The 25,928-nt window shown below is 69.9% G+C and carries 19 protein-coding genes and 1 tRNA gene; 5 read left to right on the top strand and 15 right to left on the bottom strand.

Annotated features, from left to right (window positions below):
- Nucleotides 1–72: 72 nt before the first annotated feature.
- Entirely contained in the window at nt 73–1,590 is a 1,518-nt protein-coding gene (locus H9658_RS23055) for a DEAD/DEAH box helicase family protein (RefSeq protein ID WP_225210095.1), read from the top strand.
- Here H9658_RS23055 and H9658_RS23050 read toward each other — a convergent pair.
- Nucleotides 1,548–1,757 (bottom strand): hypothetical protein, encoded by a 210-nt coding sequence (locus H9658_RS23050; protein WP_225210094.1) that lies wholly within the window; start codon nt 1,755–1,757, stop codon nt 1,548–1,550. The two genes, H9658_RS23055 and H9658_RS23050, sit on opposite strands and share 43 nt — an antisense overlap.
- On the opposite strand from H9658_RS23050, the gene H9658_RS23045 reads away from it, so the two are divergent.
- Nucleotides 1,734–3,440 (top strand): DEAD/DEAH box helicase, encoded by a 1,707-nt coding sequence (locus tag H9658_RS23045; RefSeq protein ID WP_318241428.1) that lies wholly within the window; start codon nt 1,734–1,736, stop codon nt 3,438–3,440. The genes H9658_RS23050 and H9658_RS23045 overlap by 24 nt on opposite strands.
- A 172-nt stretch (nt 3,441–3,612) precedes the next feature.
- On the opposite strand, the gene H9658_RS18205 is transcribed toward H9658_RS23045, so the two are convergent.
- The 6 genes from H9658_RS18205 to kdsB all read right to left on the bottom strand — a co-directional run bounded on the left by H9658_RS18205 (nt 3,613) and on the right by kdsB (nt 8,914).
- A tRNA-Gly gene (locus H9658_RS18205) sits at nt 3,613–3,688 on the bottom strand.
- A 36-nt stretch (nt 3,689–3,724) separates the two neighbouring features.
- Entirely contained in the window at nt 3,725–4,360 is a 636-nt protein-coding gene (pgsA, locus tag H9658_RS18200) for a CDP-diacylglycerol--glycerol-3-phosphate 3-phosphatidyltransferase (RefSeq protein ID WP_003472804.1), read from the bottom strand.
- Between the two features lie 9 nt (nt 4,361–4,369).
- Nucleotides 4,370–6,229 carry an excinuclease ABC subunit UvrC gene (uvrC, locus tag H9658_RS18195; protein WP_191826453.1) on the bottom strand — a complete coding sequence of 620 codons (1,860 nt, stop codon included), beginning with the start codon at nt 6,227–6,229 and terminating at the stop codon, nt 4,370–4,372.
- Complete coding sequence (locus tag H9658_RS18190) at nt 6,226–7,647, bottom strand: hypothetical protein (RefSeq protein WP_179564043.1); 1,422 nt, start codon at nt 7,645–7,647, stop codon at nt 6,226–6,228. Before H9658_RS18190 ends, uvrC begins: the two co-directional genes overlap by 4 nt.
- Nucleotides 7,644–8,132, bottom strand: a complete 489-nt coding sequence (locus tag H9658_RS18185; protein WP_191826452.1) for a low molecular weight protein-tyrosine-phosphatase — start codon at nt 8,130–8,132, stop codon at nt 7,644–7,646. The genes H9658_RS18190 and H9658_RS18185 overlap by 4 nt, the downstream gene beginning before the upstream one ends.
- Nucleotides 8,129–8,914 carry a 3-deoxy-manno-octulosonate cytidylyltransferase gene (gene kdsB, locus H9658_RS18180; RefSeq protein WP_191826451.1) on the bottom strand — a complete coding sequence of 262 codons (786 nt, stop codon included), beginning with the start codon at nt 8,912–8,914 and terminating at the stop codon, nt 8,129–8,131. Before kdsB ends, H9658_RS18185 begins: the two co-directional genes overlap by 4 nt.
- Nucleotides 8,915–9,127: 213 nt before the next feature.
- On the opposite strand from kdsB, the gene H9658_RS18175 reads away from it, so the two are divergent.
- On the top strand, nt 9,128–11,332 hold the full coding sequence (locus H9658_RS18175) for a TonB-dependent siderophore receptor (protein ID WP_225210093.1): 2,205 nt from the start codon (nt 9,128–9,130) through the stop codon (nt 11,330–11,332).
- 495 nt (nt 11,333–11,827) lie between these two features.
- Here H9658_RS18175 and lpxK read toward each other — a convergent pair whose 3' ends face one another.
- The 8 genes from lpxK to H9658_RS18135 form a co-directional block, all read right to left on the bottom strand.
- Complete coding sequence (lpxK, locus tag H9658_RS18170) at nt 11,828–12,862, bottom strand: tetraacyldisaccharide 4'-kinase (protein WP_191826450.1); 1,035 nt, start codon at nt 12,860–12,862, stop codon at nt 11,828–11,830.
- A complete protein-coding gene (gene msbA, locus H9658_RS18165) occupies nt 12,862–14,598 on the bottom strand; it encodes a lipid A export permease/ATP-binding protein MsbA (protein ID WP_191826510.1) in 1,737 nt (578 codons plus the stop codon). Before msbA ends, lpxK begins: the two co-directional genes overlap by 1 nt.
- 8 nt (nt 14,599–14,606) lie before the next feature.
- Nucleotides 14,607–15,029, bottom strand: coding sequence for an ExbD/TolR family protein (locus tag H9658_RS18160; protein WP_179564038.1), 423 nt, complete (start codon nt 15,027–15,029; stop codon nt 14,607–14,609).
- 4 nt (nt 15,030–15,033) lie between these two features.
- Entirely contained in the window at nt 15,034–15,711 is a 678-nt protein-coding gene (locus H9658_RS18155; RefSeq protein WP_179564036.1) for a MotA/TolQ/ExbB proton channel family protein, read from the bottom strand.
- Nucleotides 15,605–18,175 carry a DNA internalization-related competence protein ComEC/Rec2 gene (locus H9658_RS18150; RefSeq protein WP_225210092.1) on the bottom strand — a complete coding sequence of 857 codons (2,571 nt, stop codon included), beginning with the start codon at nt 18,173–18,175 and terminating at the stop codon, nt 15,605–15,607. Before H9658_RS18150 ends, H9658_RS18155 begins: the two co-directional genes overlap by 107 nt.
- A gap of 471 nt (nt 18,176–18,646) precedes the next feature.
- Nucleotides 18,647–20,113, bottom strand: coding sequence for a carotenoid oxygenase family protein (locus tag H9658_RS18145; RefSeq protein ID WP_191826449.1), 1,467 nt, complete (start codon nt 20,111–20,113; stop codon nt 18,647–18,649).
- Between the two features lie 65 nt (nt 20,114–20,178).
- Complete coding sequence (locus H9658_RS18140) at nt 20,179–21,651, bottom strand: aldehyde dehydrogenase family protein (protein ID WP_318241426.1); 1,473 nt, start codon at nt 21,649–21,651, stop codon at nt 20,179–20,181.
- Nucleotides 21,641–23,347 carry an FUSC family protein gene (locus H9658_RS18135; protein ID WP_225210091.1) on the bottom strand — a complete coding sequence of 569 codons (1,707 nt, stop codon included), beginning with the start codon at nt 23,345–23,347 and terminating at the stop codon, nt 21,641–21,643. The genes H9658_RS18140 and H9658_RS18135 overlap by 11 nt, the downstream gene beginning before the upstream one ends.
- 185 nt (nt 23,348–23,532) lie before the next feature.
- Between H9658_RS18135 and H9658_RS18130 the strand changes: the two genes are divergently transcribed.
- Together H9658_RS18130 and H9658_RS18125 are read left to right on the top strand one after the other, a co-directional pair.
- The gene (locus tag H9658_RS18130; protein ID WP_191826446.1) at nt 23,533–24,141 is read left to right on the top strand and encodes a TetR/AcrR family transcriptional regulator; all 609 of its coding nucleotides are present in this window, start codon (nt 23,533–23,535) and stop codon (nt 24,139–24,141) included.
- Between the two features lie 137 nt (nt 24,142–24,278).
- The gene (locus tag H9658_RS18125) at nt 24,279–25,343 is read left to right on the top strand and encodes an SDR family oxidoreductase (protein ID WP_191826445.1); all 1,065 of its coding nucleotides are present in this window, start codon (nt 24,279–24,281) and stop codon (nt 25,341–25,343) included.
- The last annotated feature ends 585 nt before the right edge of the window (nt 25,344–25,928 follow it).

Genomic DNA, 25,928 nt, shown 5'->3' with positions numbered 1-25,928 from the left:
TCATCGGCGGGACCGGCAAGGACCCGTGCAGGCGCAGGAAACGCGCCGATGTGTCTTGAATGGAGTGAGACCTTGAGTAATTCGGCCAGCGAACCCCTTCGCGTCCTCGGCTTTTGGCGCGACCTGGAAGTCTTCAACATCCCCACCGCGCCTTCGGCCCGGGATGCCACCGGCCAGACCAAGATCACCACCCTTCGCCACGGCCAGTCGCTGCCCTGGCATCGCCACGATTTCAGGCCCACGGCAGAACACGGCTACGTCCATGTGGTCTATCTCGGCGTCGCCGATACCGATGCTCTTTCTCGCCTGCTGTTGCGCGCGCTCTTCCCCGGTCGCGACCTGAGCGAGCGCGAGCGTCAACGCGTCACCGGCAACGGTTGGCTGGCCGCCTTCGTCGTCGACGAGGACGGTCGTCCCAAGCCTGACAGCTACCTGGCTGCCAGCTTCGCCCACGGCGTGCAGGCATTGCGGCAAAGCAACACGCTGGAGAACGTCAATGCGCGCCTGGGCCGTGCGCGCGACGAGTTCGCCCAGCGCTGCCACCGCCTCGAAGAGATCGACGATGCCTCCGCTCCGCGCACGGCGAGCGAGAGCGCGACGGCCTTGTCGCTGACCTGGGACGAGTTGGAGACCGAGTTGCAGCTGGTGCGCCAGTTGCTCGGCAACGACACCGACGAGCCAGCCCTGGACTGGCGGGTGGTTGTGCGCAGCAGCCGGGTCAAACGCCGCTACCTGAGCGACAGCCTGCAGGCCGCCACCGATTTCCTGAATTCGTTCTACCTGGACGACCTCGATCGCCTGATTGCCCAGGCACAGAACGGCCGCCCCTTCGGCGCGGCGCTGAGCGCCTACCTGGGACCAGCGCTCGAGCAGCGCCAGCGTACCGACATCCTGGTACAGCATGCCGCAATGGCCAAGCTGGTGAGCGCGGCGCATCTGCCCAGCGCACGTTGGCCCGCGTCGTCGCGGCACCCCTTGGTACTGGCGCAGCAAGCCGCAGTCGCGCAGGTGCTGCATACGCTCGGAACGGCCGATGGCGTCATCGGCGTCAATGGACCTCCCGGCACCGGCAAGACCACCCTGCTGTGCGATGTGGTCGCCGACATCATCACCGAACGCGCCCGTCGGATCGCCGCGCTCGACCGGCCTGCGGCCCTGTTCGAGGACAAGATCGGCGTGGCCGGCAAGAGCTTCTTTCCGCTCAAGGCCTCGGTGGTCGCAGGCACCTCCATCGTGGTCGCCAGCACCAACAACAACGCGGTCAAGAACATCACCCAGGAGTTGCCGGCACGCAAGAAAATCGCGGACGAGTATGGCCCTGTCGATTATTTCGCCGGGGTCATGGCAGAGATATTCAAGGCGCAGAAGGTCGTGGACGACAACGATCGGCCGCTGCAAGGCTGGGGCGTGATCGCCGCGGCGCTGGGCAACGCCGGCAATCGGCGCTCGTTCGCCCAGGGGTTCTTCCGCGAGGACTATGTGCCGCGGGTCGAGACCGCCGAGGCGCCCGGCGAGGATGCGGAACCGACGCAGAGCAAGCCGAGGAATCAGCTGGCGCCACTCCGGCCGCAGCACTGCCGCCGTCGATGAAGCAGCTGCTCGAGGTCGCCGCCGATGCCGACTACCGACGCCATCAGGAAGAATGGCAAACCGCCAAACGCGGTTTCCTGCAACTGCTGTCCGAGTTCGAGCAACACCGCGAGGCGTTGCTGCGCGCAGAGCGAGCGGCCCAGGTGCTGGATGCCGAGCATGGCCACCTGGCTGCGCTCCAGGCCGACATCGATCGCGTGACCGGCGACATCGCCGAGAGCGCACTGATCCTCTCCCGACAGCAGGCAGCGCTGTCGGATCAACGCGCGATGCTGGATGCCCACAAAGCCCTGCTCGCGCAGCGGCAAGCGGCAGCGACGCCCAACCTGCAGGATCGCCTATCGGGCTTGTTCGGCCGCCAGACGCAGCGGATGGCGGCATTGCGCCAAGCCCTGGAAGAGCCCGCCAGGCGTCTGGCCGAGTCCGCCGAGACCTTTGCGCAGCAAGCCAAGGAGGTCGCCCAACGCCAGGCAGAGCTGGATCATCGGCACGAGCGCCTGAAGTTGTTGTCCTCCGAGCGCGCCAGGTTGGACCAGGACCTGCAACGGCACAGACAGGCGCTGGACGCCGGCTACGCGCTGGGCGCCCGCCACTTCCCGGACCGCAAGCTGTGGGAACTGCAGCCCGCCGACCTGCAACGCGCCAGCGTGGCGGTCTATTCGGAGCTGGACCAGCTGCGTGCGCGGGTCTTCCTGCAAGCGATGGAGTTGCACAGGCTGAGCATCCTGGCCAACGCCGGCAAATTCATCGCCAATCTGCGCGCGGTCAACGGCATGTTGATGGGCACGCTGCGGGACAAGCTCCCCGTCGAACAACGCCCCGCACTGTGGGACGCGTTCTTCTTCGCCGTGCCGGTGGTGTCCACCACCCTCGCCTCCTTCGACCGCCTGTTCCTGGGCATGGGCCAGGACAGCCTGGGCTGGTTGCTGCTGGACGAAGCCGGCCAGGCCACGCCGCAGTCGGCGGCAGGCGCCCTGTGGCGCAGCCGCCGCGCCGTGATCGTGGGCGACCCGCTGCAGATCGAACCCGTCTTCACCGTGCCGCTCAGCCTCGCCGAAGACCTGCGCCAGCGGCACGGCGTCGACCGCACCTGGTCGCCGGTCGACGAATCCGTGCAGACGCTGGCCGATCGCATCACGCCCTTCGGCTCATGGGTCGCGATGGCATCCGATCCGGCCGCAGCCGATGCGCCGGAACGCCTGTGGACCGGTATGCCGTTGCGCACGCATCGCCGCTGCGACGACCCGATGTTTTCCGTTGCCAACGACATCGCCTATGCAGGACAGATGGTGCAAGGCCGGGTGGACAAGCACGGGCAACCCCAGCCCATCGCGTTCTCCTGCGTGCTGGGCGCGAGTGCCTGGCTGGACGTGCGATCCAGCCAGATCCAGCACCCGGTCTGCAGCGACGAAATCGCTCACCTGCTCGCATGCCTGGAGCAATTGCGGCAGACGCCGGCACGCGTGCTGTCGGGATCGCCGGATGAGCCGGACACGCAGGCCAAGGTGTTCGTCATTTCGCCCTTCCGCAAGATCGCCCAGGCCTGCAGGAGCCACATCAAGCAGGCCGGCTTCAGCGGCATCGAATGCGGCACCGTGCATACGTTCCAGGGAAAGGAAGCGGATATCGTGTTCTTCGTCCTCGGCACCGCGCCGGGCGCGGAGGGTGCAGGCGCGCGTGCCTGGGCCGCAGGCAAGCCCAACCTGTTGAACGTGGCGATCACGCGCGCCAAGTGCCGCCTGTATGTGCTGGGCGATGTGCAGCAATGGGGTGGCCTGGACTATTTCCGGCAATTGCGCGAAGCGCTGCCGGTGCGGCGTATCGACGCGACGACCGCATCGACGCCGTAGCGGACGGCGCGTCCGCTCGCGCGATGGCGCCCGCCAGGCGCAGCACCGTGCCGATGGGCGGAGCATCGTCGCGCAAGCGCATTGCGCTGCCATCGGCCAGAAACGAAAAAAGGACCCGAAGGTCCTGATTTCATCGTTTCGCCGGTATCCGCTGGATGCCTGCAAAACCGTCTGGAGCGGGAAACGAGACTCGAACTCGCGACCTCAACCTTGGCAAGGTTGCGCTCTACCAACTGAGCTATTCCCGCTTGAGGCCGCGAATTTTACCGGGAACCGGCAGGCTGTCAACCATTGCCTTCGATTTTTTTCGCATTCTTGTCCGCGACCGCGGCACGCTCGTCGGCGCGCAGGCTCGGCCAGGCCGCATGCAGGTACTGGATGCCGGACAGCAGGGTCAGGATCGAGGCGATCGCCAGGGTCCAGTCGCCGATGTGGAAGATGAACAGGCCCATCCACACGCTCTCCGGCGGCGAGCCGTCGGGCATCACCGAATACAGCAGGCACAGCAGCGCGACCATCTGCGCGGTGGTCTTGACCTTGCCGATCATCGCCACCCGCACCTTGGCGCGCTGGCCGATCTCGGCCATCCATTCGCGCAGCGCCGACACCGCGATTTCGCGGCCGACGATCACCGCCGCCCAGAACGCCATCCACGGCGTCGGGTGGCCCTGCACGATCAGGAACAGCGCCACCGCGACCATCAGCTTGTCGGCCACCGGATCCAGGAACGCGCCGAACGCGGAATACTGGTGGTAGCGCCGCGCCACCCAGCCGTCCAGCCAATCGGTGAACGCGGCCAGGCCGAAGATCGCCGCCGAGGCGAAGTTCGTCCACGTGTAGGGAAGGTAGAACACCAGCACCAGCACCGGAATCATCACGATCCGCAGCAGCGTCAGCCAGGTGGGGATGGTCAACTTCATTGCGCTGCTCTACTCGCCTGCCGGATCGGGCACCGGCAGCCCGTGCAGGTTAGCGTAGATTCGTGCAGCGAGCGCGTCGTTGATGCCTTCCACGCGCGCGATCTCCGCTTCGCCGGCGGCCTTGAGTCCGGCCAGTCCGCCGAAATGCTTCAACAGGCTGGCGCGGCGGCGCGGACCGATGCCGGGGATGTCCTCCAGCTTGCTGGTCATGCGCGCTTTCTGGCGCCGCCCGCGGTGGCCGGTGATCGCGAAACGGTGCGCCTCGTCACGCACCTGCTGAATGAACTGCAATGCCGGCGAGGCCGCACCGGGGCGCAGTTCGCGCCCGTCCGGCATCACCAGCGTCTCGTGGCCGGCGCGGCGCTCGGCGCCCTTGGCCACGCCGATCACCAGGATGCCGTCCACGCCCAGGTCGGCGAGTGCGGCGTTGGCCTGCGCCAGCTGGCCGGCGCCGCCGTCGATCAACAGCACGTCGGGCAGCACCGCATCGCCCTTGCCCTCGCCTTCCGCGGCGCGGCGGAAGCGGCGCTCGATCGCCTGGCGCATCGCCGCGTAGTCGTCGCCCGGCTCGATGCCGCTGATGTTGTAGCGCCGGTACTGGCTGCGCACCGGGCCGCTGGCGTCGAACACCACGCACGAGGCCACGGTGGCCTCGCCCATGGTGTGGCTGATGTCGAAGCACTCCGCGCGCCGGACCGGCTCGGCCAGCCCCAGCATCTCGCGCAAGGCCTCGCTGCGTGCGTGCTGCGCGTTGCGGCTGGTCAGTTCGGTGGCCAGCGTGGCCTGCGCGTTGCGGCTGGCCAGTTCCAGGTAGCCGGCGCGCTCGCCGCGCACGTTCCAGCGCAATTGCACTTTGCGCTCGGCGGCCGAACTCAGCGCCGCTTCGATCAGCTCGGCATCGGCGATCTCGCGATCCAGCAACACTTCGCGCGGCGGCGCGTGCTCGGCGTAGTACTGCGACACGAACGCGGACAGCACCTCGGCGGCGCTGTCCTCGCCGTTGGTTTTGGGGAAGAACGCGCGGGTGCCGAGATTGCGCCCGTCGCGGAACGCCAGCAGCAGCACGCAGGCGTTGGCGCCCTGCATCGCGCAGGCGAGCACGTCCAGGTCGGCGGCGCGGCCGTCCACGTACTGCCGGCTCTGCATGCTGCGCAGCGAGCCGAGCAGGTCGCGCAGGCGCGCGGCGCGCTCGAATTCCAGCTGCTCGCTGGCGGCCTGCATCGCCTGCACAAGTTCCTCGCCGAGCTGGTCGCTGCGGCCGTCCAGGAACATCGTCGCGCGGCGCACCGATTCGGCGTACTCGTCGGCCGGCACCAGCGCCACGCACGGCGCGCTGCAGCGGCCGATCTGGTACTGCAGGCATGGCCGCGAGCGGTTGCGGAACACGCTGTCCTCGCAGCTGCGCAGCTTGAACAGCTTGTGCATCAGGTTCAGCGTCTCGCGCACCGCGGTGACGCCGGGATACGGGCCGAAGTAGCGTCCGGGCAGCGCGCGCGGGCCGCGGTGCAGCGCGATCCGCGGCCATTCCTCGCGGGTCAGCAGCACGTAGGGATAGCTCTTGTCGTCGCGCAACGACACGTTGTAGCGCGGCGCCAGCGACTTGATCAGCTGGTTTTCCAGCAGCAGCGCCTCGCCTTCGCTGCGGGTCACGGTGACGTCCATGCGCGCGACCTGGGCCAGCATCGCCATGGTCCGCGCGTTCTTCGGCGAGGCGCTGAAATAGCTGGACACGCGCTTGCGCAGCGCGCCGGCCTTGCCGACGTAGAGCAAGGTGTCGTCGGCCGCGTACATGCGGTAGACGCCGGGCGCGGTACTGAGGTTGGCGGCGAAGGCCTTGCCGTCGAACGGGGGCAGTGCGGATGCGGTCATTCGCTGATCGGCACGTCGCTCAGTTCGCCGCTGGCGATGTCGTAGCGCAACACGGCGTGGGCGTCGGTCTCGGCGATCCACACCGTGCCGGCGCTCACCGCCAGCCCGGCCGGGCCGTGCAGGCGCCGCGGCAGGGCGGTGGTCGACAGCTCGCCGCCGCCCAGGCGCAGGCTGCGCAGGCTGCCGTTGCCGCTGTCGGCGATCCACAGCAGCGGCGATTCCGGACTCAGCGCGATCGCCTGCGGGAACTGCAGCCGCGCGCGGCTGCGCGGGCCGTCCTCGTTGCCGAAATCCCACGGCCCCTGGCCGCCGAGCAGGGTCTGCACCAGGTCGCCGCGCAGCTGCAGCGAACGCACCGCCGAGCCCAGCGCATCGCACACGTACAGCGCCTGCTGCACCGCGGCCAGGCTGCACGGCTGCGCGAACGCGGCCAGGTGGCCGCTGCCGTCGCGCAGTTCCAGCGCGCCTGCGCCGGCACGCCAGCGCAGGGTGCGGTTGCCGAGCTCGTAGCTCCAGATGCGGTTGTCGCCGGCCATCGCGATGTGCACCTGGTTGTCGGCCACCACCACGTCCTGCGGGTGGTTCAGCGGCGCCTGCTGCGCGTGCTGCACCGGCCCTTCGACCGGTTCGCCGGCGCGACCGTTGCCGCACAGGGTATCGACGTGGCCGCTGAGCAGGTTGATCCGGCGCAGCGCGTGGTTGCCGGTATCGGCGACGTACAGCACGCCGCGTTCCAGCGCCAGTCCGCGCGGCCGGTGGAACGCCGCCTCGCCGATGCCGCCGTCGATGAAATCGGCGGTGCCCAGCCCGAACTGGCGCAGCACGCGGCCGCCGGTGGTGCATTCGAGAATGCGGTGGTGGCCGCTGTCGGCGATGTACAGGCGATCCTCGGCGACCGCCAGGCCGACCGGGAAACGCAGCGGCAGGCGCGGCTCGGGCTGGGTCTCGCGCGCATCGCGCAGTTCCTCGTCCAGCGGCAGCGACTGCCCGGCGCACAGCGCGTTGAGCGCCTTTTCCAGATCGGCGCCGCCGATCCCGACCAGGCGCTCGCGCTCGTAACCGCCGGCGTCGAGCAGCACCAGGGTCGGCCAGGCCTGCACGTCGAAACGCTGCCAGGCGGCCCAGTCGGCGTCGAGCAGGATCGGCGCCGACACGCCCTGGCTGCGCAGCAGCTTCAACGCCCGCTGCGGTTCGCGCTCGCTGTCGAAGCGCGGCACCTGCACCACGATCAGCTGCAGGCGCCCTGGATTGCGCGCCTGCCACTGGCTGAGTTCGGCCAGGCGCTGCGCGCACCACACCGAGGCGGCGTTGACGAAGGCCAGCACCAGCGCGCGGCCCTGCTGCTCGCGCAGCGTGGTCGGCGCGGCATTGAGCCAGGTGCCGGGCTGCGGCAGTTCCAGGGCGGCGATCGAGTTCATCGGCCGATTATGCCGGAGCCGCCGTCGGCGGACAGTCGCGCCACGCTGCGCGCCGCCGCTTCGTCCACCAGGCGCCAGACGTCCTCGAAGTGGTCGCTGCCGCCGGTGTACGGGTCGGGGATCTCGCTGCGACCGTCCATCCCGGCCCACGGCAGCCACAGCGCCACCCGTTCCAACGCGGCGGCCGGCGCGCGCTGGCGCACGTCGCGCAGGTTGGCCGCGTCGGCGCACAGGATCCAGTCGAAGGCGGCGAAGTCGGCCGCCCGCAGCTGCCGCGCGCGCAGCCCGGCGATGTCCACGCCATGGCCGCGGGCGCAGGCGATCGCGCGCCGGTCCGGCGGCTCGCCGCTGTGCCAGTCGCCGGTCCCGGCCGAATCCACCTGCACCTGGCCGGCCAGCGGCGAGCGCTCGAGATGGTGGCGCAGCGCGCCTTCGGCCATCGGCGAGCGGCAGATATTGCCAAGGCACACCAGCAGCAGCTTCATGCCAGGGCCTGCAGGTGCGCCTCGGCGCGGGCCAGGTCCTCGGGCGTGTCCACCCCGGGCGGGAACGGCTCAGGCGACAGCGCCACCGCGATGCGGAAGCCGGCCTCCAGCACCCGCAGTTGCTCCAGCGCCTCCACTTGTTCCAGCCCGCCCGGCGGCATGGCCGCGAAACGGCGCAGGAACCCGGCGCGGTAGGCATAAATGCCGATGTGGCGCAGCCACGGACCCGGCGGCAACCGTTCGCGCGAGGCGGCGAACGCGTCGCGGTGCCACGGGATCGGCGCGCGGCTGAAATACAGCGCATCGCCCCGCGCGCTGCGCACCAGCTTGACCACGTTCGGGTCGAACAGGCTGTCGGCCGAGGCGACCGGCGTGCCCAGCGTGGCCATCTCCGCGCCGCTGTCGGCCAGCGCCTGCGCCACCGCGACGATGCCGGCGGCAGGCGCGAACGGTTCGTCGCCCTGCAGATTGACCACCAGGGTGGCGTCGTCCCAGCCGGCGATGTCGGCGCATTCGGCCAGGCGGTCGGTGCCGGAGGCATGCGCCGCGGACGTCAGCGCGACGTGCACCCCTTCCAGATCGGCCACCGCCGCGGCGATGCGCGGGTCGTCCGCGGCCACCCAGACCTGCTGCGCGCCGGCGCCAAGCGCACGCCGCGCCACATGCCGCACCAGCGGCTCGCCGCCGAGCAGGCGCAGCGGTTTGCCGGGCAGACGCGAGGCGGCGTAGCGCGCCGGAATGGCGACGACGAAGGGCGGCGGCGCCGCGTGCGGTGCGCTCATGGGGCGCTCGCGCCGGAGGCGATAGCTGAACGCTGGAATTCACCAAACCGAAACATGCGTTGCTCTTTCCCTGTCGTTTATTGAGAATAGTTCGTATTCGCCAGAACGGCGACGACCTGCGGCTACCAGATGGCGTCCATTGCACGCCGTTTCCAGTCCGCTGCCGGCCGCGTGACATTTCGCCCTCCCCCACCATTCTATAGATCCCGCCCGATGAACCTTCCTGCCCGTTCCGCCTGGTCTGCCGCCGCGCCGGCCCGCCTCCCCGTCCGCCGCCAGGCCCTGTGCCTGGCGCTTGCCGCCCTGCTCGCGCCGCTGGCCGCCAGCGCGGCCGATACGGAAGCGGCCACGGCCGATGCGGCCACGGCCGGCGACACGGCACCGAAGCTGCTGGACAAGCTGCAGGTGGTGGCGCAGCGCAGCGACGGCTATACCCCGCCGGCCAGCGCCACCGGCACCGGCCTGGTGTTGAGTCCGCTGCAGACGCCGCAGTCGGTGAGCACGATCAGCCGCGAGCAGATGGACGATTTCGGCCTGGACAGCGCCAATGCGGTGCTGGCGCTGGCCACCGGCGTCAACGTCGAGAAGATCGAGACCGACCGCACCTACTACACCGCGCGCGGCTTCGACATCATCAATTTCCAGGTCGACGGGCTGGGCCTGCCGTTCACCAACGGCGGCGCCGAGGGCGACCTGGACACCGCGATGTACGAGCGAGTGGAGGTGCTGCGCGGCGCCAACGGCCTGCTGTCCTCGACCGGCAACCCGTCGGCGACGGTCAACTTCGTGCGCAAGCGCCCGACCGAGGAACTGCAGGGCAGCGTCGGCGTCACCGCCGGCAGCTGGGACACGCGGCGCGTGGACGCCGACCTGTCCGGCAAGCTCGACCGCAGCGGCCGCGTGCGCGGGCGCATCGTCGCCGCCGGCCAGGACGGCGACAGCTATCTGGACCGCTACTCGCTGAAGAAGCGCAGCGTCTACGGCATCGTCGAGGCCGATCTCAGCGACAGTACCTTGCTCAGCGTCGGCGCCAGTTACCAGAAGAACGAGCCGCACGGCGGCATGTGGGGCGCCTTGCCGCTGTACTACAGCGACGGCAGCGCCACCCACTACGCGCGCTCGACCAGCACCTCGGCCGACTGGTCGTACTGGAACAGCACCGACAAGCGCGCGTTCGTGGAACTGCAGCAGGCGCTGGGCGGCGGCTGGCAGCTCAAGGCCGCACTGAACTACCGCAAGCTGGAGTCGGACGGCAACCTGTTCTATGTCTACGGCACGCCCGACCGCGACACCGGGCTGGGGCTGTACTCCTATCCCTCGCGCTACGTCAGCCACGAGACCCAGAAGTACGCCGACCTCTACGCCAGCGGTCCGTTCGCTCTGGGCGGACGCGAACACGAACTGGTGGTGGGCGTGAAATGGGCCGGCATCGACGTCTCGCAGATCTCGACCTATCCCGATTCCAGCGACAGCAGCGCCTGGTTCGCGCTGCCCAGCCTGGAGGACTGGACCGGCGCCATCGCGCTGCCGGCGTTCACCACCGCGCCGACCGGCGCCGAATTCGACATGATCCGCCGCAGCGCCTACGCCACCGCGCGCTGGAATCTGAGCGACGCGCTGAAGCTGATCACCGGCGTCAACCACACGCAGATCGAGAGCCGCGGCCAGAACTACGGCGTGCAGCACGTCTACGACGACAGCAAGACCACCCCCTTCGTCGGTGCGGTGTACAACTTCGATCCGAACTACGCGCTGTACGCCAGCTATGCGGAGATCTTCAATCCGCAGACCGAACTGGACCGCAACCTGCAGGTGCTGGATCCGATCACCGGCAGCAATGCCGAACTGGGCATCAAGGGCCAGTGGCTGCAGCAGCGGGTCAACGCCTCGTTCGCGCTGTTCCGCGCCAAGCAGGACAACACCGCCGAAACCGACCTGTACATCGGCAACGTGCAGACCTACAAGGCGGTGGACGCGACCTCCACCGGCTACGAGTTCGACCTCGCCGGCCGGCTCGGCGACCACTGGCAGCTCAACGCCGGCTATACCCAGCTGAGCCTCAAGGACGACGCGGGCCGCAACGTGCGCACCTACGTGCCGCGCCGTACCTTCAAGCTCGCCACCACCTACACGGTTCCGCAGTGGGAAGCGCTGAAACTGGGCGCGACGCTGACCTGGCAGGGCGACATCTACCGCGATCAACAGGCGCTGGACACCAGCGGCAACGAGATCTTCACCCGCCAGGACAGCTATGCGCTGCTCGGGCTGATGGCGCACTACGACTTCACCCCGCAGTTCAGCGCCACGCTCAACGTCTACAACGTCACCGACCGCAAGTACATCAACAGCCTGTACTGGGCGCAGGGCTATTACGGCGCACCGCGCAATACCTCGCTGTCGCTGAACTACAAGTTCTGAGCGGGGGTGCGCGGCGGACATCGCGATGCGGCGATGTCCGCCTTGCCGAACGGCGCCGGCGAGCGCTGCAAGCCGCTCCTCGGCACGCGACCAAGCGCTGGCGCTTCAGCGGCGGAGGCGTGTTCGAGGTCGGCGGCCATCAAGTCGGCCACGGCCTGGAAACGAACAGCAGGCCTGCCTACAGGCGGAACATGCGGCAGCAGTTGCGCACGGCCGCCACGTCAGCGGCCTGCGCGTGGCAGCGATCGCGAATATGACAAGGATCTAGCTGCGTGCACACCTGCGGACAGTCCGTTACTGCGCGCGATCGGGACAGCCCTTGCGACGCACCGCGACACAGCGAGCTGTGGTCCCAATCGAGGTGTGCTCGCGACCGAACCAGGCGCCCCCCCCCGACAGCCGAGGCCGTCGGGCTGGCCGCATGCAACAGGGTCTCGGCGCCCTGCACCGCCACTCTCAGTCTCCGCTGACTGCGCCTGAGCGCAGCCAGCGCCGCTATTCGATGGTGTCGCCGCTGCGCCCGCGCAGCTTGTCCAGCCGGTCGAGCAGGCCGATCCAGAACGCGGCCGGCAACTCTGCCACCAGCGGCACGCTGAAGCACCAGTCGTTGACCAGCGCCGCGCACTTGACCGCGTCCTTCTCGGTCATCAGCACCGGCAACTCGCTGCCGAACGACAGGTCGGCGGCGCGGTAGCGGTGATGGTCGGGAAACGCATGCGGCACCACGCCGATGCCGTGCGCGCGCAGCATGTCGAAGAAGCGCTGCGGATGGGCGATGCCGGCGACGGCGTGCACGCGCTGCCCGGCGAAGCTGCGCAAGGCGCGCGCGCGGCCGCCCTGCAGCGGTTGCGCGCTGTCGATGCGCAGGCGCATCGCCCATTCGCCGAAACCGGCCTGGACTTCGCCGACATCGCTGGCCTGGCCCAGGTTGATGACCCGGAAATCGCATTCGCGGCCGCGCGCCACCGGCTCGCGCAGCGGCCCGGCCGGCAACAGGCGGCCGTTGCCGTAGCGGCGGTGGCCGTCGACCACTTCGATCTCGATGTCGCGCTGCAGCCGGTAGTGCTGCAGGCCGTCGTCGCAGACCACGATGTCGCAGCCGGCCTGCAGCAGCGCGCGCGCCGCGGCGACGCGGTCGCGGTCCACCCGCACCGGCGCGCCGGTCTTGTGCGCGATCAGCACCGGCTCGTCGCCGCCCAGTTCCGGCGTGGTTCCGGGTTCGATCCAGCGCGCGACCTGGTCCTGGCTGCGGCCGTAGCCGCGGGTGGCCACGCCCGGCGTCCAGCCGGCGTCCTGCAGCTTGCGCACCAGGGCGATGGTCAGCGGGGTCTTGCCGGTGCCGCCGGCGGTGAGGTTGCCGACCACGACCACCGGCACCGCGATGCTGTAGCGCTTGCGCCAGCCGCGCCGGTACAGCGCGCGGCGCAGGCCGATCGCCGCCGCGTACAGCGGTGTCAGCAACTGCGCGTACAGCGGCGGGGTGCCCTGGCCATACCAGTAGCCAGGCGTGTGTGGCCCGCGACCGCTCATCAGGGCTGCCTTTCGCGGAACTGCATGCTGTGCAGGTGGGCGTACAGGCCGCCCTGGGCGAGCAGCGCGTGGTGGGTGCCGCGCTCGACGATGCGGCCGTGGTCCATCACCAGCACCTGGTCGGCATGCTCGATGGTGGACAGGCGGTGCGCGATGACCAGCGTGGTGCGCTCGGGCATCAGCCGGTGCAGCGCGTCCTGCACCAGGCGCTCGGATTCGTTGTCCAGCGCGGCGGTGGCTTCGTCCAGGATCAGGATCGGCGCGTCGCGCAGGATCGCGCGGGCGATCGCCAGGCGCTGGCGCTGGCCGCCGGACAGCAGCGCGCCGTTCTCGCCGACCGGGGTGCGCAGCTGCAGCGGCAGCCGCTCGATGAACTCCCAGGCATTGGCGGCCTCGGCCGCGGCGCGGATCTGCGCGTCGCTGGCCTGCGTGCCGTAGGCGATGTTGGCGGCGATGGTGTCGTCGAACAGCATCACCCGCTGCCCGACCAGGGCGATCTGCCGGCGCAGGTCGTGCAGGCGGTAGTCGTGCAGCGGCACCCCGTCCAGGGTGATGCTGCCGCCGCTGGGTTCGTAGAAGCGCGGCACCAGCCGCACCAGGCTGGTCTTGCCGCTGCCGGAGCGGCCGACGATGGCGGTGACCGTGCCCGGCCTGGCGGTGAAGCTGATGTCGTCCAGCGCCAGTCCGCTGTCCTGGCGGTAGCGCAGCATCACCTTGTCGAACGCCAGTTCGCCGCGCACGCGCTGCACCGACACGCTGCCGCTGTCGCGTTCCTCCGGCGTGTCCAGGATCGAGAACAGACGTTCGGCCGCGGCCACGCCGCGCGAGATCGAGGTCTGCACGCTGGTCAGCCGGCGCAGCGACGGGATGATCGCCATCATCGAGGTCATCAGCGCGATGAACTGGCCCGGGTTCAGGCGCCCGGCCAGCGCCTCGCGGGTGGAGACCCAGACGATCGCCGCCAGCGCCACCGCGGCCAGGAACTGGACCATGCTCGAGGCCAGCGCGCGGGTGGTCTCGACCTTCATGTTCAGGCCCAGCATGCGGTTGGCCAGCACCGCGTAACGCGAGATCTCCAGCGACTGGGTGCCGTGCACCTTCACTTCCTGCTGCGCGCTCAGCGATTGCTCGGCACTCTGCGCCATCGAGCCCATGCCGTCCTGGATGCCGCGGCTGATCTTGCGGTAGCGCTTGCCGACGTAGGAGACGATGACCCCGATCAACGGCGCCACCACCAGCAGCGCCAGGGTGACCTTGACGCTCATCTGCAGCATCACCACCAGCATGTAGAAGATGGTCAGGGTGTCGGCGACGATGGTCTTCAACGCGTCGGCGGCGGCCTGGGTGACCTGCTCGGTATCGAAGTTCAGCCGGCTGACCATCACCGGCGTGGCCTCCACGTCGAAGTGCGAGGACGGCAGGTGCAGGTACTTGGCCAGCACCTGCTCGCGCAGGTCGCGCACCACGCTGCGCCCGGTGCGCGCCATGCAGTAGTCGCCGACGAAGGTGGCGAAGCTGCGCATCACGAACAGGCCCAGGATCGCCAGCGGCAGCAGCACCGCCATGCGCGGCTCCGGATTGACGAAGCCGCGATTGACCAACGGGTCCATCAGCCGGGTGAAGAAGTAGCCGGCGGTGGCTTCCACCACCATCGCCACCAGCGCGGCGGCCAGCATCACCCAATAGGCGCGGGTATATCCGAGCAGCCGACGGTAGATCGGCCAGACCGGTGCCATCTTGCCGCTCACTGTTTGACTTCCGGCGCGGTGGCGATGGCGATGCGGCGGAAGCCGAGCTGGCCCAGCGCGTCCTGCGCGGTGACCACGGCCTGGTAGGGAGTGCGCGCATCGGCGCGCAGCAGCACCGGCTGCTCGCGGTCGTCGCCGGCGACCTGGGCGATGCTGCGCTTGACCGACTCCACGTCGGTGCGCAGCACTTCCTGGTCGTTGATGAAATAGTGCCCGTCGGCGTTGACCAGCACGCTCAGCGCACGCGGCGGCGCCGGGTTGTGCTGGTCGCTGGCGTTGGGCAGTTGCAGTTGCAGCGTGGAACGGGCGTCGAAGGTGGTGGTCACTACGAAGAAGATGATCAGGACAAGGATGACGTCGATCAGGGGCACCAGGTCGATATGCGGCTCGTCCTGGCCGCGGTCGTCGCGGATCCGCACCGGCTCAGCCCTTGGCCGGCGCAGCGGCGCCGCCGCGCGCAGCCGGACGCGGCGCGGCCGGCGTCGCCGCACCCGCACGGCCGTGGCCGTCGAGGACGTCGCTCAGGGCGGTGGCTTCGCGCTCCATCTCGATGATGTAGCCGGCGATGCGGCTCTTGAAATAGCGGTGGAAGACCAACGCCGGCACCGCGATGATCATGCCGGTAGCGGTGCACACCAGCGCCTTGCCGATCCCGCCGGCGAGCTGGTTCACGTCGCCGACGCCGTGGTCGAGGATGCCCAGGAACATCTGGATCATGCCGACCACGGTGCCGAGCAGGCCGAGCAGCGGCCCGGCCGAGGCCACCGTGCCCAACGCGTTCAGGAACCGCTCCATGCGATGCACGACGTGGCGGCCGGTGTCCTCGATGCGTTCGCGGACGATCTCGCGCGGCCGGCTGCGCACGTCCAGCCCGGCGGCGAGCAGTTCGCCCAGCGGCGAATTGCGCCGCAGCGACTCGATGTGGGTCGGGTCGAGCTTGCCGCGCGTGGCCCAGTTGCGCACTTCCTGGCCCAGCCCCGGCGGCAGCACTTCGCTACGGCGCAGGCTCCAGAACCGCTCCAGGACGATCGCCAGCGCGACCACGCCCAACAGCAGCAACGGCACCATCGGCCAGCCACCGGCCTTGACCAGTTCCCACACGTTGCAACCCTCCGGCACGTTCGGCCGTTCGTTCACTGGCCGATAGGATAGCAGCCGCCCGCGCCCGCTCCGCGGCATCCCACAGCCGCGCCCGCCACGGCCGCCGTTCGCGCAGCTGCAGGCCGGCGCGTCCCAGCCACACGCGCAGCGCGCCGCCGTGCGGGGTGGTGGCGACCTCGGCGCCGGACGCCTGCCAGCGCGCCACCACCGCCGCCCGCGGATGGCCGAAGCGGTTGCCCTCGCCGGCCGAGATCAGCACCAGCCGCGCGCCGGTGGCGGCGACGAAGGCCGCCTGCGAGGAATGCGCGCTGCCGTGATGCGGCGCCAGCACCACGTCGGCGCGCAGGTCCTGCGGCGCCTGGCGCAGCAGCCGGCGCTCGATCACATCGCCGATGTCGCCGGTCAGCAGCATCGCGCCATGCGCGGTTTCCACCCGCAGCACGCAGCTGGACTCGTTGTCGAGATAGGGAAAGCCGGGCGCCGGATGCAGGAAGCGGAAACGCACCCCGTCCCATTCCCACGCCGCTCCGGCCAGGCACGGCCGGTCGACCCGTACCGGCGCGCCGGCCGGCGCCTCGGCCAGGCCGACCGGCAGCGCCGCGCGCACCGCCTCGAAGCCGCCGGCGTGGTCGTTGTCGCCATGGCTGATCACGGCCCGGTCCAGGCGCGCCACGCCGAGCGCGTGCAGCGTCGGCACCACCGCGCGCTCGCCGGCGTCGTAGCCGTCCTTGATCGCCGGGCCGGCGTCGTACAGCACCTGATGCCGTGCGGTACGCACCAGCACCGACAGGCCCTGGCCGACGTCGATCATCACCAGTTCCACTTCGCCCGCCGCCGGCCGCTCCAGCGGCGGCCAGAACAGCGGCAACCACAGCAGCGCCGCCAGCGGCTTGCCCGGCACCGCGCGCGGCAACAGCAGCCAGAACGCACCGAACAACGCCAGCGGCAGCGCCCAGTCGCGCGCCTCCGGCAGCCACCACAGCGCGAAGCGGCTTTCGCCCAGCGCGGTGAACAGCGGCCAGCTCAGGTCGAAGCACGCCGCCGCCGCGCGCCATGCCCACACCCCGGCGCCGGCGTGCACCGCCTCCAACGCGCTGCCGAGCAGCGCCAGCGGCACCACCACCAGGCTCCACCACGGGATCGCCAGCAGGTTGGCGAGTGGCCCGGCCGCCGAGGCCTGGCCGAACAGCATCGTGCTCAGCGGCAGCAGACCCAGCGTGGCCACGCCCTGCGCCGACAGGAATTCGCGCAGTTTGTCGCGCCAGCCGCTGCCCGCGACCGGCATGCACCATGCCAGCCAGGCCACGCCGAGGAAGCTCAGCCAGAAGCCGGCGGACAGCACCGCCAGCGGGTCGAACGCGAGCATGACGATCGCCGCCAGCGCCAGCGCATCGACCACGCGTACCGGGCGCCGCCACAGCCGCGCCGCCACGACCACCGCGATCATCAACGCGGTGCGCACGGTGGGCAGCGCCATCCCCGACAGCACGGTGTAGCCGCCGGCACCGAGCACCGCCAGCAGCGCAGCGGCCTGGCGGCGCGGCCAATGCCGCCCAAGCCGCGGCCACAGCCGCCACAGGCCGCCGCCGAGCAACGCGAACGCGCCGGCGACCAGGCCGACATGGAAGCCCGAGATGGCAATCAAGTGGGTCAGGCCGGCGGCGCGCAGGATGCGCCAGTCGCGGTCGTCCAGCATGCGCGTGTCGCCGAGCGCCAGTGCCTGCACATAGCGCGCGGACGCATTCGGCACCGCTGCCGCGATCCGCGCCGCCAGGCGCTCGCGCCAGGCATCGATGCCGTGTCCCGGCGCCAGTTCGACGGCCGCGTGCGGCGCGGTCACATAGCCGCTGGCGCTGATCCGCTGCGCCAGCGCATACGCCTCGGCATCGAAACCGCCGGGATTGCTGAGCCCGCGCGGCGCGCGCAGGCGCACGCTCAGACGCCAGCGCGCGCCGGCATGCAGCGCCGTGCGCGGCCCAGGCGCGTGCGCACCGAAGTCGTCGTACCAGGCCAGTTGCAACAAACGCCCGCGCAACGGCGCCGGCTGCGCCGGATCGGCGTCCACCCGGAACATGAACCGCGTGCGCCGCACCTCGGCCTGCGGCAGCTCCACCACCTGCCCCTGCAACGTCGCCACGCGCTTCTCCCAGTCGGCGGGCAGTTGCCGCGCCAGCACCATGCCGGCGATCAGCCCCAACCAGCCGCAGCCCACGGCGAAGGCGCCCAGCCATCGCCAGCGCGGCATGCCGACGCAGACCGCGATGCCGCCGAGCAGCAGCGCCAGCGACAACGGCCACGGCGCCAACCGCGGCAGCCACAAGGCGGCCAGCACGCCGGCGGCGAGGCTGGCGGCGACGGCAATGCCGAACGGGGCGACCGCAATGCCGTGCCACGGCGCAGACGTCGGCGCGGACGCCGGCGCCACGCGCTCATGGCCACTCGCGGATATGCGGCATTGCTGCATACGATCGCCACTCCTTGGCGGGGCACTAACGTGCGGATGGAAATGCGACGGCCCGGTTCGCGACCGGTGGCGACCAGCACGACGGAAACCGCATCGCCAGCGTCGCGCGCCGATCGACCGACCGCTATCGGCCAAGTCCAGGGCAGTGCGTAGGAATTCGCCTCAGCCGCCGCATCGGTCGGTGGCTGGGCCGCATCCCCTGCCCGACCGCAACGCGGTGGGCGAGGCGCACCGACATCGCTACCGCGGCGAGGCAGGCCGGAACGCTCGACATCCCCGCCAAATGGCCGCAGTGCCGTCGCTACGCATCTGCGCCAGCGTCCCGATCGTCGTTGCGGCGGCACGCAGCAGCGCCAGGCGAGCGCAGCTACGGCAACCGTGCCAGGGGCACGCACGCAATCTCGCCCGGACCCGGCACGCCCGTCGACGCGGCCTGCGTCGACGCCTGCCGCGCCCGGCCCGGCAGTGCGATCAGACCGGCGCTGGCGCCAACGCCCTGGCCGGCGTCCAGTTGCCGTGCAACGACATGCGCATCCGCAACGGCACCTTGATGCGCGCCACCGGGCCATCGGCCATGCGCAGCGAATTGAACACCAGCAACTCGGTATCCTCGCCGTGCAGGTGGTTCAGCAGCGCGAGCACATAGCCGTCGCCTTCCGCCGCGTCGGCCGAACGCGGCACGAAGACCGGCTCCTGGAAGCATTGCGCATCGCCCGGATACCAGGCCTCGCTGGTGCCGGCCACCACATCGACATGCGCCAGCTGGTTGAAGAACTGGAACGGCGGCGCGCCGAGCGAGGCATCGAACGGCAGCGTCGGATCGAACGCCAGCACGAAACCATGCCGATACGGCTTGCCGCTGTAGCGTTCGTCGCAGCGCGGGAACTCGCACGGGAATTCGGTCAGCGCCACCGGCTCGATCGCGCCGCCCTGGGCGCTGAGGTCGAACGTCCAGCGCATCAGCTGCGAGCGCAGCGTCTCCGGCGACGGCACCGACCCATCGGCCTGCGGGAAGAAGTAGAAGACGTTGCCCGACGTCACCGGCATGTCCAGATAGAGCTTGTCGCCCTCTTCATAGGCGTTGAGGGTATGGCCCTGGAAACCGTCCTTGGGGCCGGTGAACCAGCGCACATCCTCGGCACCGCCGCCGCGCGGCAGCACGCCGAACAATTGCGGCAGATCCGGTTGCCACTGGAAATGCTGCCCGCCCTGGCGCATACGCTGCACATCCACGGTCAGCGGAATGAGCGGAAACACGACATGGTGCTCGGTGACCGCGAAGTCGTGGATCATCGCCGCGTACGGCGCCTCGAACCAGACTTCCTGCTTCAGCTTGCCCTGGGCGTCGAGCTCGAAATAGGCGATGTCCGGCGTGCCGTCGCCCTTGGCTTCATAGGCGAAGCACAGCAGGTCGCCGTTGTCGGGATCGACCTTGGGATGGGCGGTGAAGGTGGCCGAGGTGATCTGCCCGCCGAAGTCCCAGACCCCGCGCGTCTGCAGCGTGTGCGGATCGAGCGCGTAAGGCAGCGCGTCTTCCTTCATCGCCAGCAGCACGCCGCCATGGAACAGCACGGTGGTATTGGCGGTGGTGTTGTTGGCGGCGGCCAGCGCATCGTTGGTGTGCACGTTGCGATAGACGCCGTTGAGCGAACGCCCTTCGCGGCGCTGCGCCAGCAGGCGGTCGGTCTGCACATAGCGGCGGCGCAGGCTGACCCGGCCAGCGTCGAAACGGAACGCGCTGACCAGGCCGTCGCCGTTGAAGAAGATGTCCTTGCCCAGCATCGGCGGGTACTGCGAATCGGGCGAGACCTGGAAGAAGACGCCGTCGATCGCGGCCGGCACCTCGCCTTCGATCTGCAGGTCGACCACATCGGCTTCGACGCGGCTGGGCTTGTACAGCCCGGTGAATTCGGGGATTTGCGGAAACAGCATGCTCATGGTGTTGTCCTTTTGCTGGGTAGGGCCTGGCGCGGGGTGAGCCAGCGGGAGTGCCGGCGGATGGGTCAGAACGGAGCGGCGTACGCTTGGTGCTGCACGCTGATCCAGTGGTCGGTGGTGAACTCGTCGATGATCCAGTCGCTGTTGAAGCGGCCGATGCCGCTGTTCTTCTCGCCGCCGAACATCGCCGACGCGTCGTCGTTCGGGCTGATGTCGTTGATGTGGGTCATGCCGGCCTCGATCCGCTGCGCGAAGCGCAGACCGCGCGCCGCGTCGCCGGTGAACACCGCGCTGGACAGGCCGAACTCGGTGGCGTTGGCCATGCGCAGCGCGTCCTCCTCGTCGGCGGCGCGGATCAGCGGCGCGATCGGGCAGAACTGCTCGGTCTGCGCCAGCGCCGAGTCGTTGGCGACATCGACGAACACCTGCGGCGGCAGCACCTGCCCGATCGGCGCGCCGCCCAGCACCTGGCGCTGCCCCTCGGCCTGCGCGGCGGCCAGGCGCTGGGTCGCCGCCTGCAGCTGGCGGGCGTTGATCAGCGGGCCGATCACCGTGTCCGCCAGATTGGGATCGCCCACCTTCAGCCCGCGCGCGCGCTCGACGAAGGCCTCCACGAAACGGTCGTACAGCGGCGCCTGCACGATGATGCGGTTGCTGCTCATGCAGATCTGGCCCTGGTGCAGGAAACGGCCGACGATCGCGCCGGTCACCGCCCGCTCCAGGTCGGCATCGTCCAGCACCACGCACGGCGCGTTGCCGCCCAGCTCCAGGCCGACGCGCTTGAGCCGCGGCCCGCTGACGGCGAGCTCGCCGATGCGCCGCCCGACCCGGGTGGAGCCGGTGAAGGAGATGAATTTCGGGATGGGATGCAGGGTGAAGGCATCCCCGATCTCGGCGACCTGGCCGACGACGACGTTGAACAGGCCCGGCGGCACCCCTGCCTCCTCGTAGATGCGCGCCAGCAGCAGGCCACCGGTCACCGGCGTGTCCTCGGCCGGCTTGAGCACCACGCCATTGCCCAGCGCCAGCGCCGGGGCGACGGAACGGCTGGACAGGTGGAGCGGCCAGTTCCACGGGCTGATCACGCCGACCACGCCGAGCGGGCTGCGGTACACGCGGCTCTCCTTGCCGGCGATGTCCACCGGCAGGATGCGGCCGGCCACGCGGCTGGGCATGGTCGCGGCGGCCAGCGCGTCGGCGCGCAGCGCGCCCCATTCCATCTCGGCCTTCAGCCGGGTGCTGCCGGATTCGGCGATGAGCCAATCGACGATCTCGGCATGGCGGCGCTCGATGACCTCGGCGGCGCGCAGGAACACCGCGGCACGTTCGCGCGGCAGGGCGCGGGCCCAGTCGCGTTGCACCGCCGCGGCGGAACGGTAGGCCGCGTCCAGGTCGGCCCGCGACGCATTGGCGATCTCGGTCAGCAGCGACTGGTCGTAGGGATTGCGGTCCTGCAGCAGCGTGCCGGCGCTGCCGGGGCGCCACTGGCCGGCGATGTACTGCCCGGTGAAGTCGTTCGGGTATCGGCTATCGCTCACGGTGGTTGTCCTTGGTGGAGGTGGGCACGCGTTCGGCATGCGCGGCGGTTGCGGCGCGGCCGGTTGTGGAAGGCGGCATGGCGGCTTCGGCGAGCGACCCGCTGGTCATCCGCCGGCGCGCCCACGCCAGGCACGGCAGCGTGTCGGCGGTCGCTTGCCGCGGATCGCTGCAGGCCAGCAACCGGACCTGCGCGGCGCGCAAGCGGCGATGCGCACGCAGTGCCGCCGCCGCATCGGGCGCCCGCTCCAGGCGTGAGGCCAGGCGCGCGATCCGCCGCAGCAGCAGGCGGCGCCGTGCCGCCGGCGTGGCCGGCAGGATCAGCCAGTAGGTCGCGACCGCCAGCAGCACGCCGGCGACGATCGCCGCCGCCTGGTGCAGCGCCACCGCGGCCGGCACCGGCGGCGAGCCGGGCTGGGCCACGAGCAGGAAGGTCAGGGTCAGATCGATCGCCATCCTGGCCGTGCGCGGTCGCTGCATCAGCCAGGCGCCCAGCAGCAGGAACGGCGCGATGCACAGCAGCACCGGCAGCAGGCCCTCGGCATGCGGCAGCGCCAGCAGGCGCGCGCCGGCACCGAGGAGCGCGCCCGACAGCGAACCGAGCAGCACCTGCAGCAGCGCCTGGTTGCCCTGGTCGCTGCTGGAAAAAAGCGAGGCGAACAGCGCGGCGGTCATCGCCATCGTCGCGCCCATTTGCCAGCCCGTGCCCCACCACAGCGCGGCGGCGATGGCCAGCGCGACCACCGGGCGCAAGGCCGCGCGCGACATCGCGGCGACATCGATGTCCCATGCCAGGCCAGATGGAAGCGAGGCCGCGGGTCCGCGCAGCGCCTGTCGCAGTTCGTCGAGCGTCGCGGCCAGCGCCGGCTGTCCGGCCGATGCGGCGTGCGCGGCAAGCAGGACGAGCCGATCGTCGGCCTTGTGCGGCATCGCCGGCAGCTCGGAAACGGTGGCTGGTGGCTGCAGCGTCAGCGCGATCAGCTCCAGCAACGGGCCGGCGATGCGCCGCACCCGCAGCGCGACGCAACGCCCGCTCAGCGAACCGGCCGCGTCGCTCTCGATGTCCCGATCGAGCGCCTGGATCTGCGCGATGGCGGCCCCGGCCGGCGCCGGTGCGGCGCCGCGCAGCTGCGCCTCCACCCTGCGCAGGCAACGCTGCAGAACCGCCTCCAGGCGCACCGCCACGTGCTCGCCGCGCGCCGCTGCTGCCCCATGCAGCGATACCAGGCTTACGCAGACGATCCCGAGCACGGTGCAGACCACGCGGTCCAGTGCCAGCCCCGCGTCGAACGCGCCATCGCCGAGGCCGAACAGCGCCACGATCGCCGCGGTATAGCCGGCCAGCACGAAACCGTAGTTGCGGAAATGGCGAAACAGGCTGCCGACGCCCGCGCACAGCGCCAGCCACACGGCGATCGCCGCAAGCAACAGGGCCGGAACGCCACCGAGCGTGCGCAGGATCAAGGCGCCGACGAGGGCCCCAAGCGCCGTTCCGACGAACCGTGCCACGCCGCGTTCCAACAACAGCCCGCGGGTGGGCTGGGCGACCAGCCAGACCGTCATCGCCGCCCACCACGGATGTTGGATGCCCAAGCCCGCGGCGATCGCGAGCGCCAGCAACGCCGCAAGCGTCGTGCGCAACGCCCACGCCATCGGGCCATCCATGCCCAGGCCAGGTATCTGTCGCGAAACGAGCATCGGATTGGCCACGGGCACTTCTTAACTGAACTAATTCGTACAGTTATCCGCCCAGGAAAGGGTCACGTCAACATTTCTTTACGATGTCGTTCAGTTATCGGCTATGTTATCGGCGAAGAGTGCACCGGCCGCCAAGCGCGCCACGGCCTTCTTCCCTTCCGGATATCGACGAGACCCGCTGCACGATGCGCAAGAAAACCGAAGTCCGCCGCCTGAGCTTCGCCAATGCCGCCGGCAAGCTGTTCATCGAACGCGGCTTCGGCGCGGTGACCATGGAGGCGATCGCGGCGGAAGCCGGCGCCTCCAAGGTCACGCTGTATGGCTACTTCGCGAGCAAGGACGCGTTGTTCGAAGCGTTCGTGGTGGAAGCCGGCCGCGGCGGCCTCGCCGCGCTCGAGGCGTCGAAACAGGACACCGATCTGCAGCAGAGCCTGCTGCATCTGGGCACGGCCTACCTGGAGCTGGTGATGCGCCCGGATGTCGTCGCGCTCAACCGGCTGATCATCGGCGAAGCCGGACGCCAGCCGCAGCTGAGCCGCATCTTCTACGAGAACGGCCCCAAGCAGACCCTGCTCACGATCTGCGACGTACTGGAAAGCCTGATGGAACGCGGCCTGCTGCGCCGCGCCGCGCCGCGGCAGACCGGCCTGTACTTCAAGTCGCTGTGCGAAGCGGGGATGCTGGAACGGCAGCTGTGGGGACTGGACCCGCCGCCCGATGCCGAGAGCCGCCATGCCGCCGTGCTGAGCGCCATCGAGGCATTCCTGCCTGCGTATCGTCCCGCATCGTCGTAACCGAAGTCCGCACCGCATCGGAGCAGCAAGACCCCACGTCTCTTCTCGCGACTGCGACGCGCAAGTACCGACGACTTCGCCGCATGTTCATCGGCCTGCGGCTAGCGTGTGCCTTTTATGGCGAAGGAATTCTGCGCATGCGCAAGGGCACCGCACTGGTGGTCGGGGTCACCGGCATCTCCGGCTACAACCTGGCGAACGTTCTCGTTGCCGAAGGCTGGACCGTCTATGGGCTGGCGCGCCGTCCGGTCGCGCAGGAAGGCGTGATTCCGGTCGCGGCCGATCTGCTCGACCGCGACGCGACCATCGCCGCGCTGCACGGGTTGCCGATCACCCACGTGTTCTTCTGCACCTGGACGCGGCGCGACACCGAGCAGGAAAACGTCGCCGCCAACGGCGCGATGCTGCGCCATCTGTGCGAGGGCCTGGACAGCGCAGCGCTGCAGCACATGGCGCTGGTCACCGGCACCAAGCACTACCTGGGGTCGTTCGAGCACTACGGCAGCGGCAAGGCGGAGACGCCGTTCCGCGAGAGCGAGCCGCGCCAGCCCGGCGAGAATTTCTACTACACGCTGGAGGACCTGCTGTTCGACGCCGCCGCGCGCCATGGCTTCGGCTGGAGCGTGCACCGCTCGCACACCATGATCGGCCAGGCCAACGGCAGCAATGCGATGAACATGGGCGTGACCCTGGCGGTGTACGCGACGCTGTGCAAGCACAGCGGGCAACCGTTCGTGTTTCCCGGTTCGCGCGCGCAATGGGACAGCCTCACCGATCTCACCGACGCCGGCCTGCTCGGCCGCCAACTGGCCTGGGCCGCGACCAGTCCGTCTGCGCGCAACCAGGCGTTCAACACGGTCAACGGCGACGTGTTCCGCTGGCGCTGGATGTGGGGCGAGATCGCCGCGTTCTTCGGACTGGAGGCGGCACCGTATCCGGATGCGCCGATGCCGCTGCAGCCGCGCCTGCAGCACACCGCACCGGCGCAGTGGCGCGAGATCGCCGAACGCCATGGGCTGGTGCAGGCGGACGTGGACCAGTTGGCGTCGTGGTGGCACACCGATGCCGACCTCGGCCGCGAGATCGAGTGCGTCAACGACATGACCAAGAGCCGCGACCTGGGCTTCCTGGGCTATTACGACAGCCGCGCGTCGTTCCTGGAGCTGTTCGCGCGGCTGCGCGCGCAGCGGGTGATTCCCTGACGGTCGCAGCATCGGCGGGATAGCGGCCGCTGTGAGAGCGGCGGTGCGGGATTGCCGAATTGATGGACGCTTGAGCGGTCTTCATGCGGTTGGTCGCCCCCGTTGCGGGAGCGACTCAGCATGCCTCGGCCCATCAGCCCATCGGTTCCTCGACCGGGCAGACGCCGACTTCGCTCGTCGCGGCTGAAGCCGCTCCTACAGTGGCTTGCGGGCGACCGGCTGGGTGCACTGTGGGAGGGACTTCAGTCCCGACTGTTTCCGAAGCCGGAGGCTGGATGGCTCCGCTCGTCGCGGCTGAAGCCGCTCCTACAGTGGCTTGCGGCCGACCGGCTGGGTGCACTGTGGGAGGGACTTTAGTCCCGACTGTTTCCGAAGCCGGAGGCTGGATGGCTCCGCCCGTCGCGGCTGAAGCCGCTCCTACAGTGGCTTGCGGCCGACCGGCTGGGTGCACTGTGGGAGGGACTTTAGTCCCGACTGTTTCCGAAGCCGGAGGCTGGATGGCTCCGCCCGTCGCGGCTGAAGCCGCTCCTACAGTGGCTTGCGGCCGACCGGCTGGGTGCACTGTGGGAGGGACTTTAGTCCCGA

The sequence above is a fragment of the Xanthomonas bonasiae genome (genome assembly GCF_014836395.1).
In the GTDB taxonomy this organism is placed as follows: domain Bacteria; phylum Pseudomonadota; class Gammaproteobacteria; order Xanthomonadales; family Xanthomonadaceae; genus Xanthomonas_A; species Xanthomonas_A bonasiae.
This window is presented reverse-complemented; position numbering and strand designations above follow the sequence as displayed.

What these genes read in the sequence shown, in the direction of transcription:
- H9658_RS18135 (WP_225210091.1), bottom strand. Translation starts at nt 23,347, where the DNA reads ATGCTCGTTTCGCGACAGATACCTGGCCTGGGCATGGATGGCCCGATG.
- H9658_RS18185 (WP_191826452.1), bottom strand. Translation starts at nt 8,132, where the DNA reads ATGAAGCTGCTGCTGGTGTGCCTTGGCAATATCTGCCGCTCGCCGATG.
- uvrC (WP_191826453.1), bottom strand. Translation starts at nt 6,229, where the DNA reads ATGACCGCATCCGCACTGCCCCCGTTCGACGGCAAGGCCTTCGCCGCC.
- H9658_RS18150 (WP_225210092.1), bottom strand. Translation starts at nt 18,175, where the DNA reads ATGCAGCAATGCCGCATATCCGCGAGTGGCCATGAGCGCGTGGCGCCG.
- H9658_RS18190 (WP_179564043.1), bottom strand. Translation starts at nt 7,647, where the DNA reads ATGAACTCGATCGCCGCCCTGGAACTGCCGCAGCCCGGCACCTGGCTC.
- H9658_RS18175 (WP_225210093.1), top strand. Translation starts at nt 9,128, where the DNA reads ATGAACCTTCCTGCCCGTTCCGCCTGGTCTGCCGCCGCGCCGGCCCGC.
- msbA (WP_191826510.1), bottom strand. Translation starts at nt 14,598, where the DNA reads ATGGCACCGGTCTGGCCGATCTACCGTCGGCTGCTCGGATATACCCGC.
- kdsB (WP_191826451.1), bottom strand. Translation starts at nt 8,914, where the DNA reads ATGAGCGCACCGCACGCGGCGCCGCCGCCCTTCGTCGTCGCCATTCCG.
- H9658_RS18125 (WP_191826445.1), top strand. Translation starts at nt 24,279, where the DNA reads ATGCGCAAGGGCACCGCACTGGTGGTCGGGGTCACCGGCATCTCCGGC.
- H9658_RS18130 (WP_191826446.1), top strand. Translation starts at nt 23,533, where the DNA reads ATGCGCAAGAAAACCGAAGTCCGCCGCCTGAGCTTCGCCAATGCCGCC.
- lpxK (WP_191826450.1), bottom strand. Translation starts at nt 12,862, where the DNA reads ATGAGCGGTCGCGGGCCACACACGCCTGGCTACTGGTATGGCCAGGGC.
- H9658_RS18145 (WP_191826449.1), bottom strand. Translation starts at nt 20,113, where the DNA reads ATGAGCATGCTGTTTCCGCAAATCCCCGAATTCACCGGGCTGTACAAG.
- pgsA (WP_003472804.1), bottom strand. Translation starts at nt 4,360, where the DNA reads ATGAAGTTGACCATCCCCACCTGGCTGACGCTGCTGCGGATCGTGATG.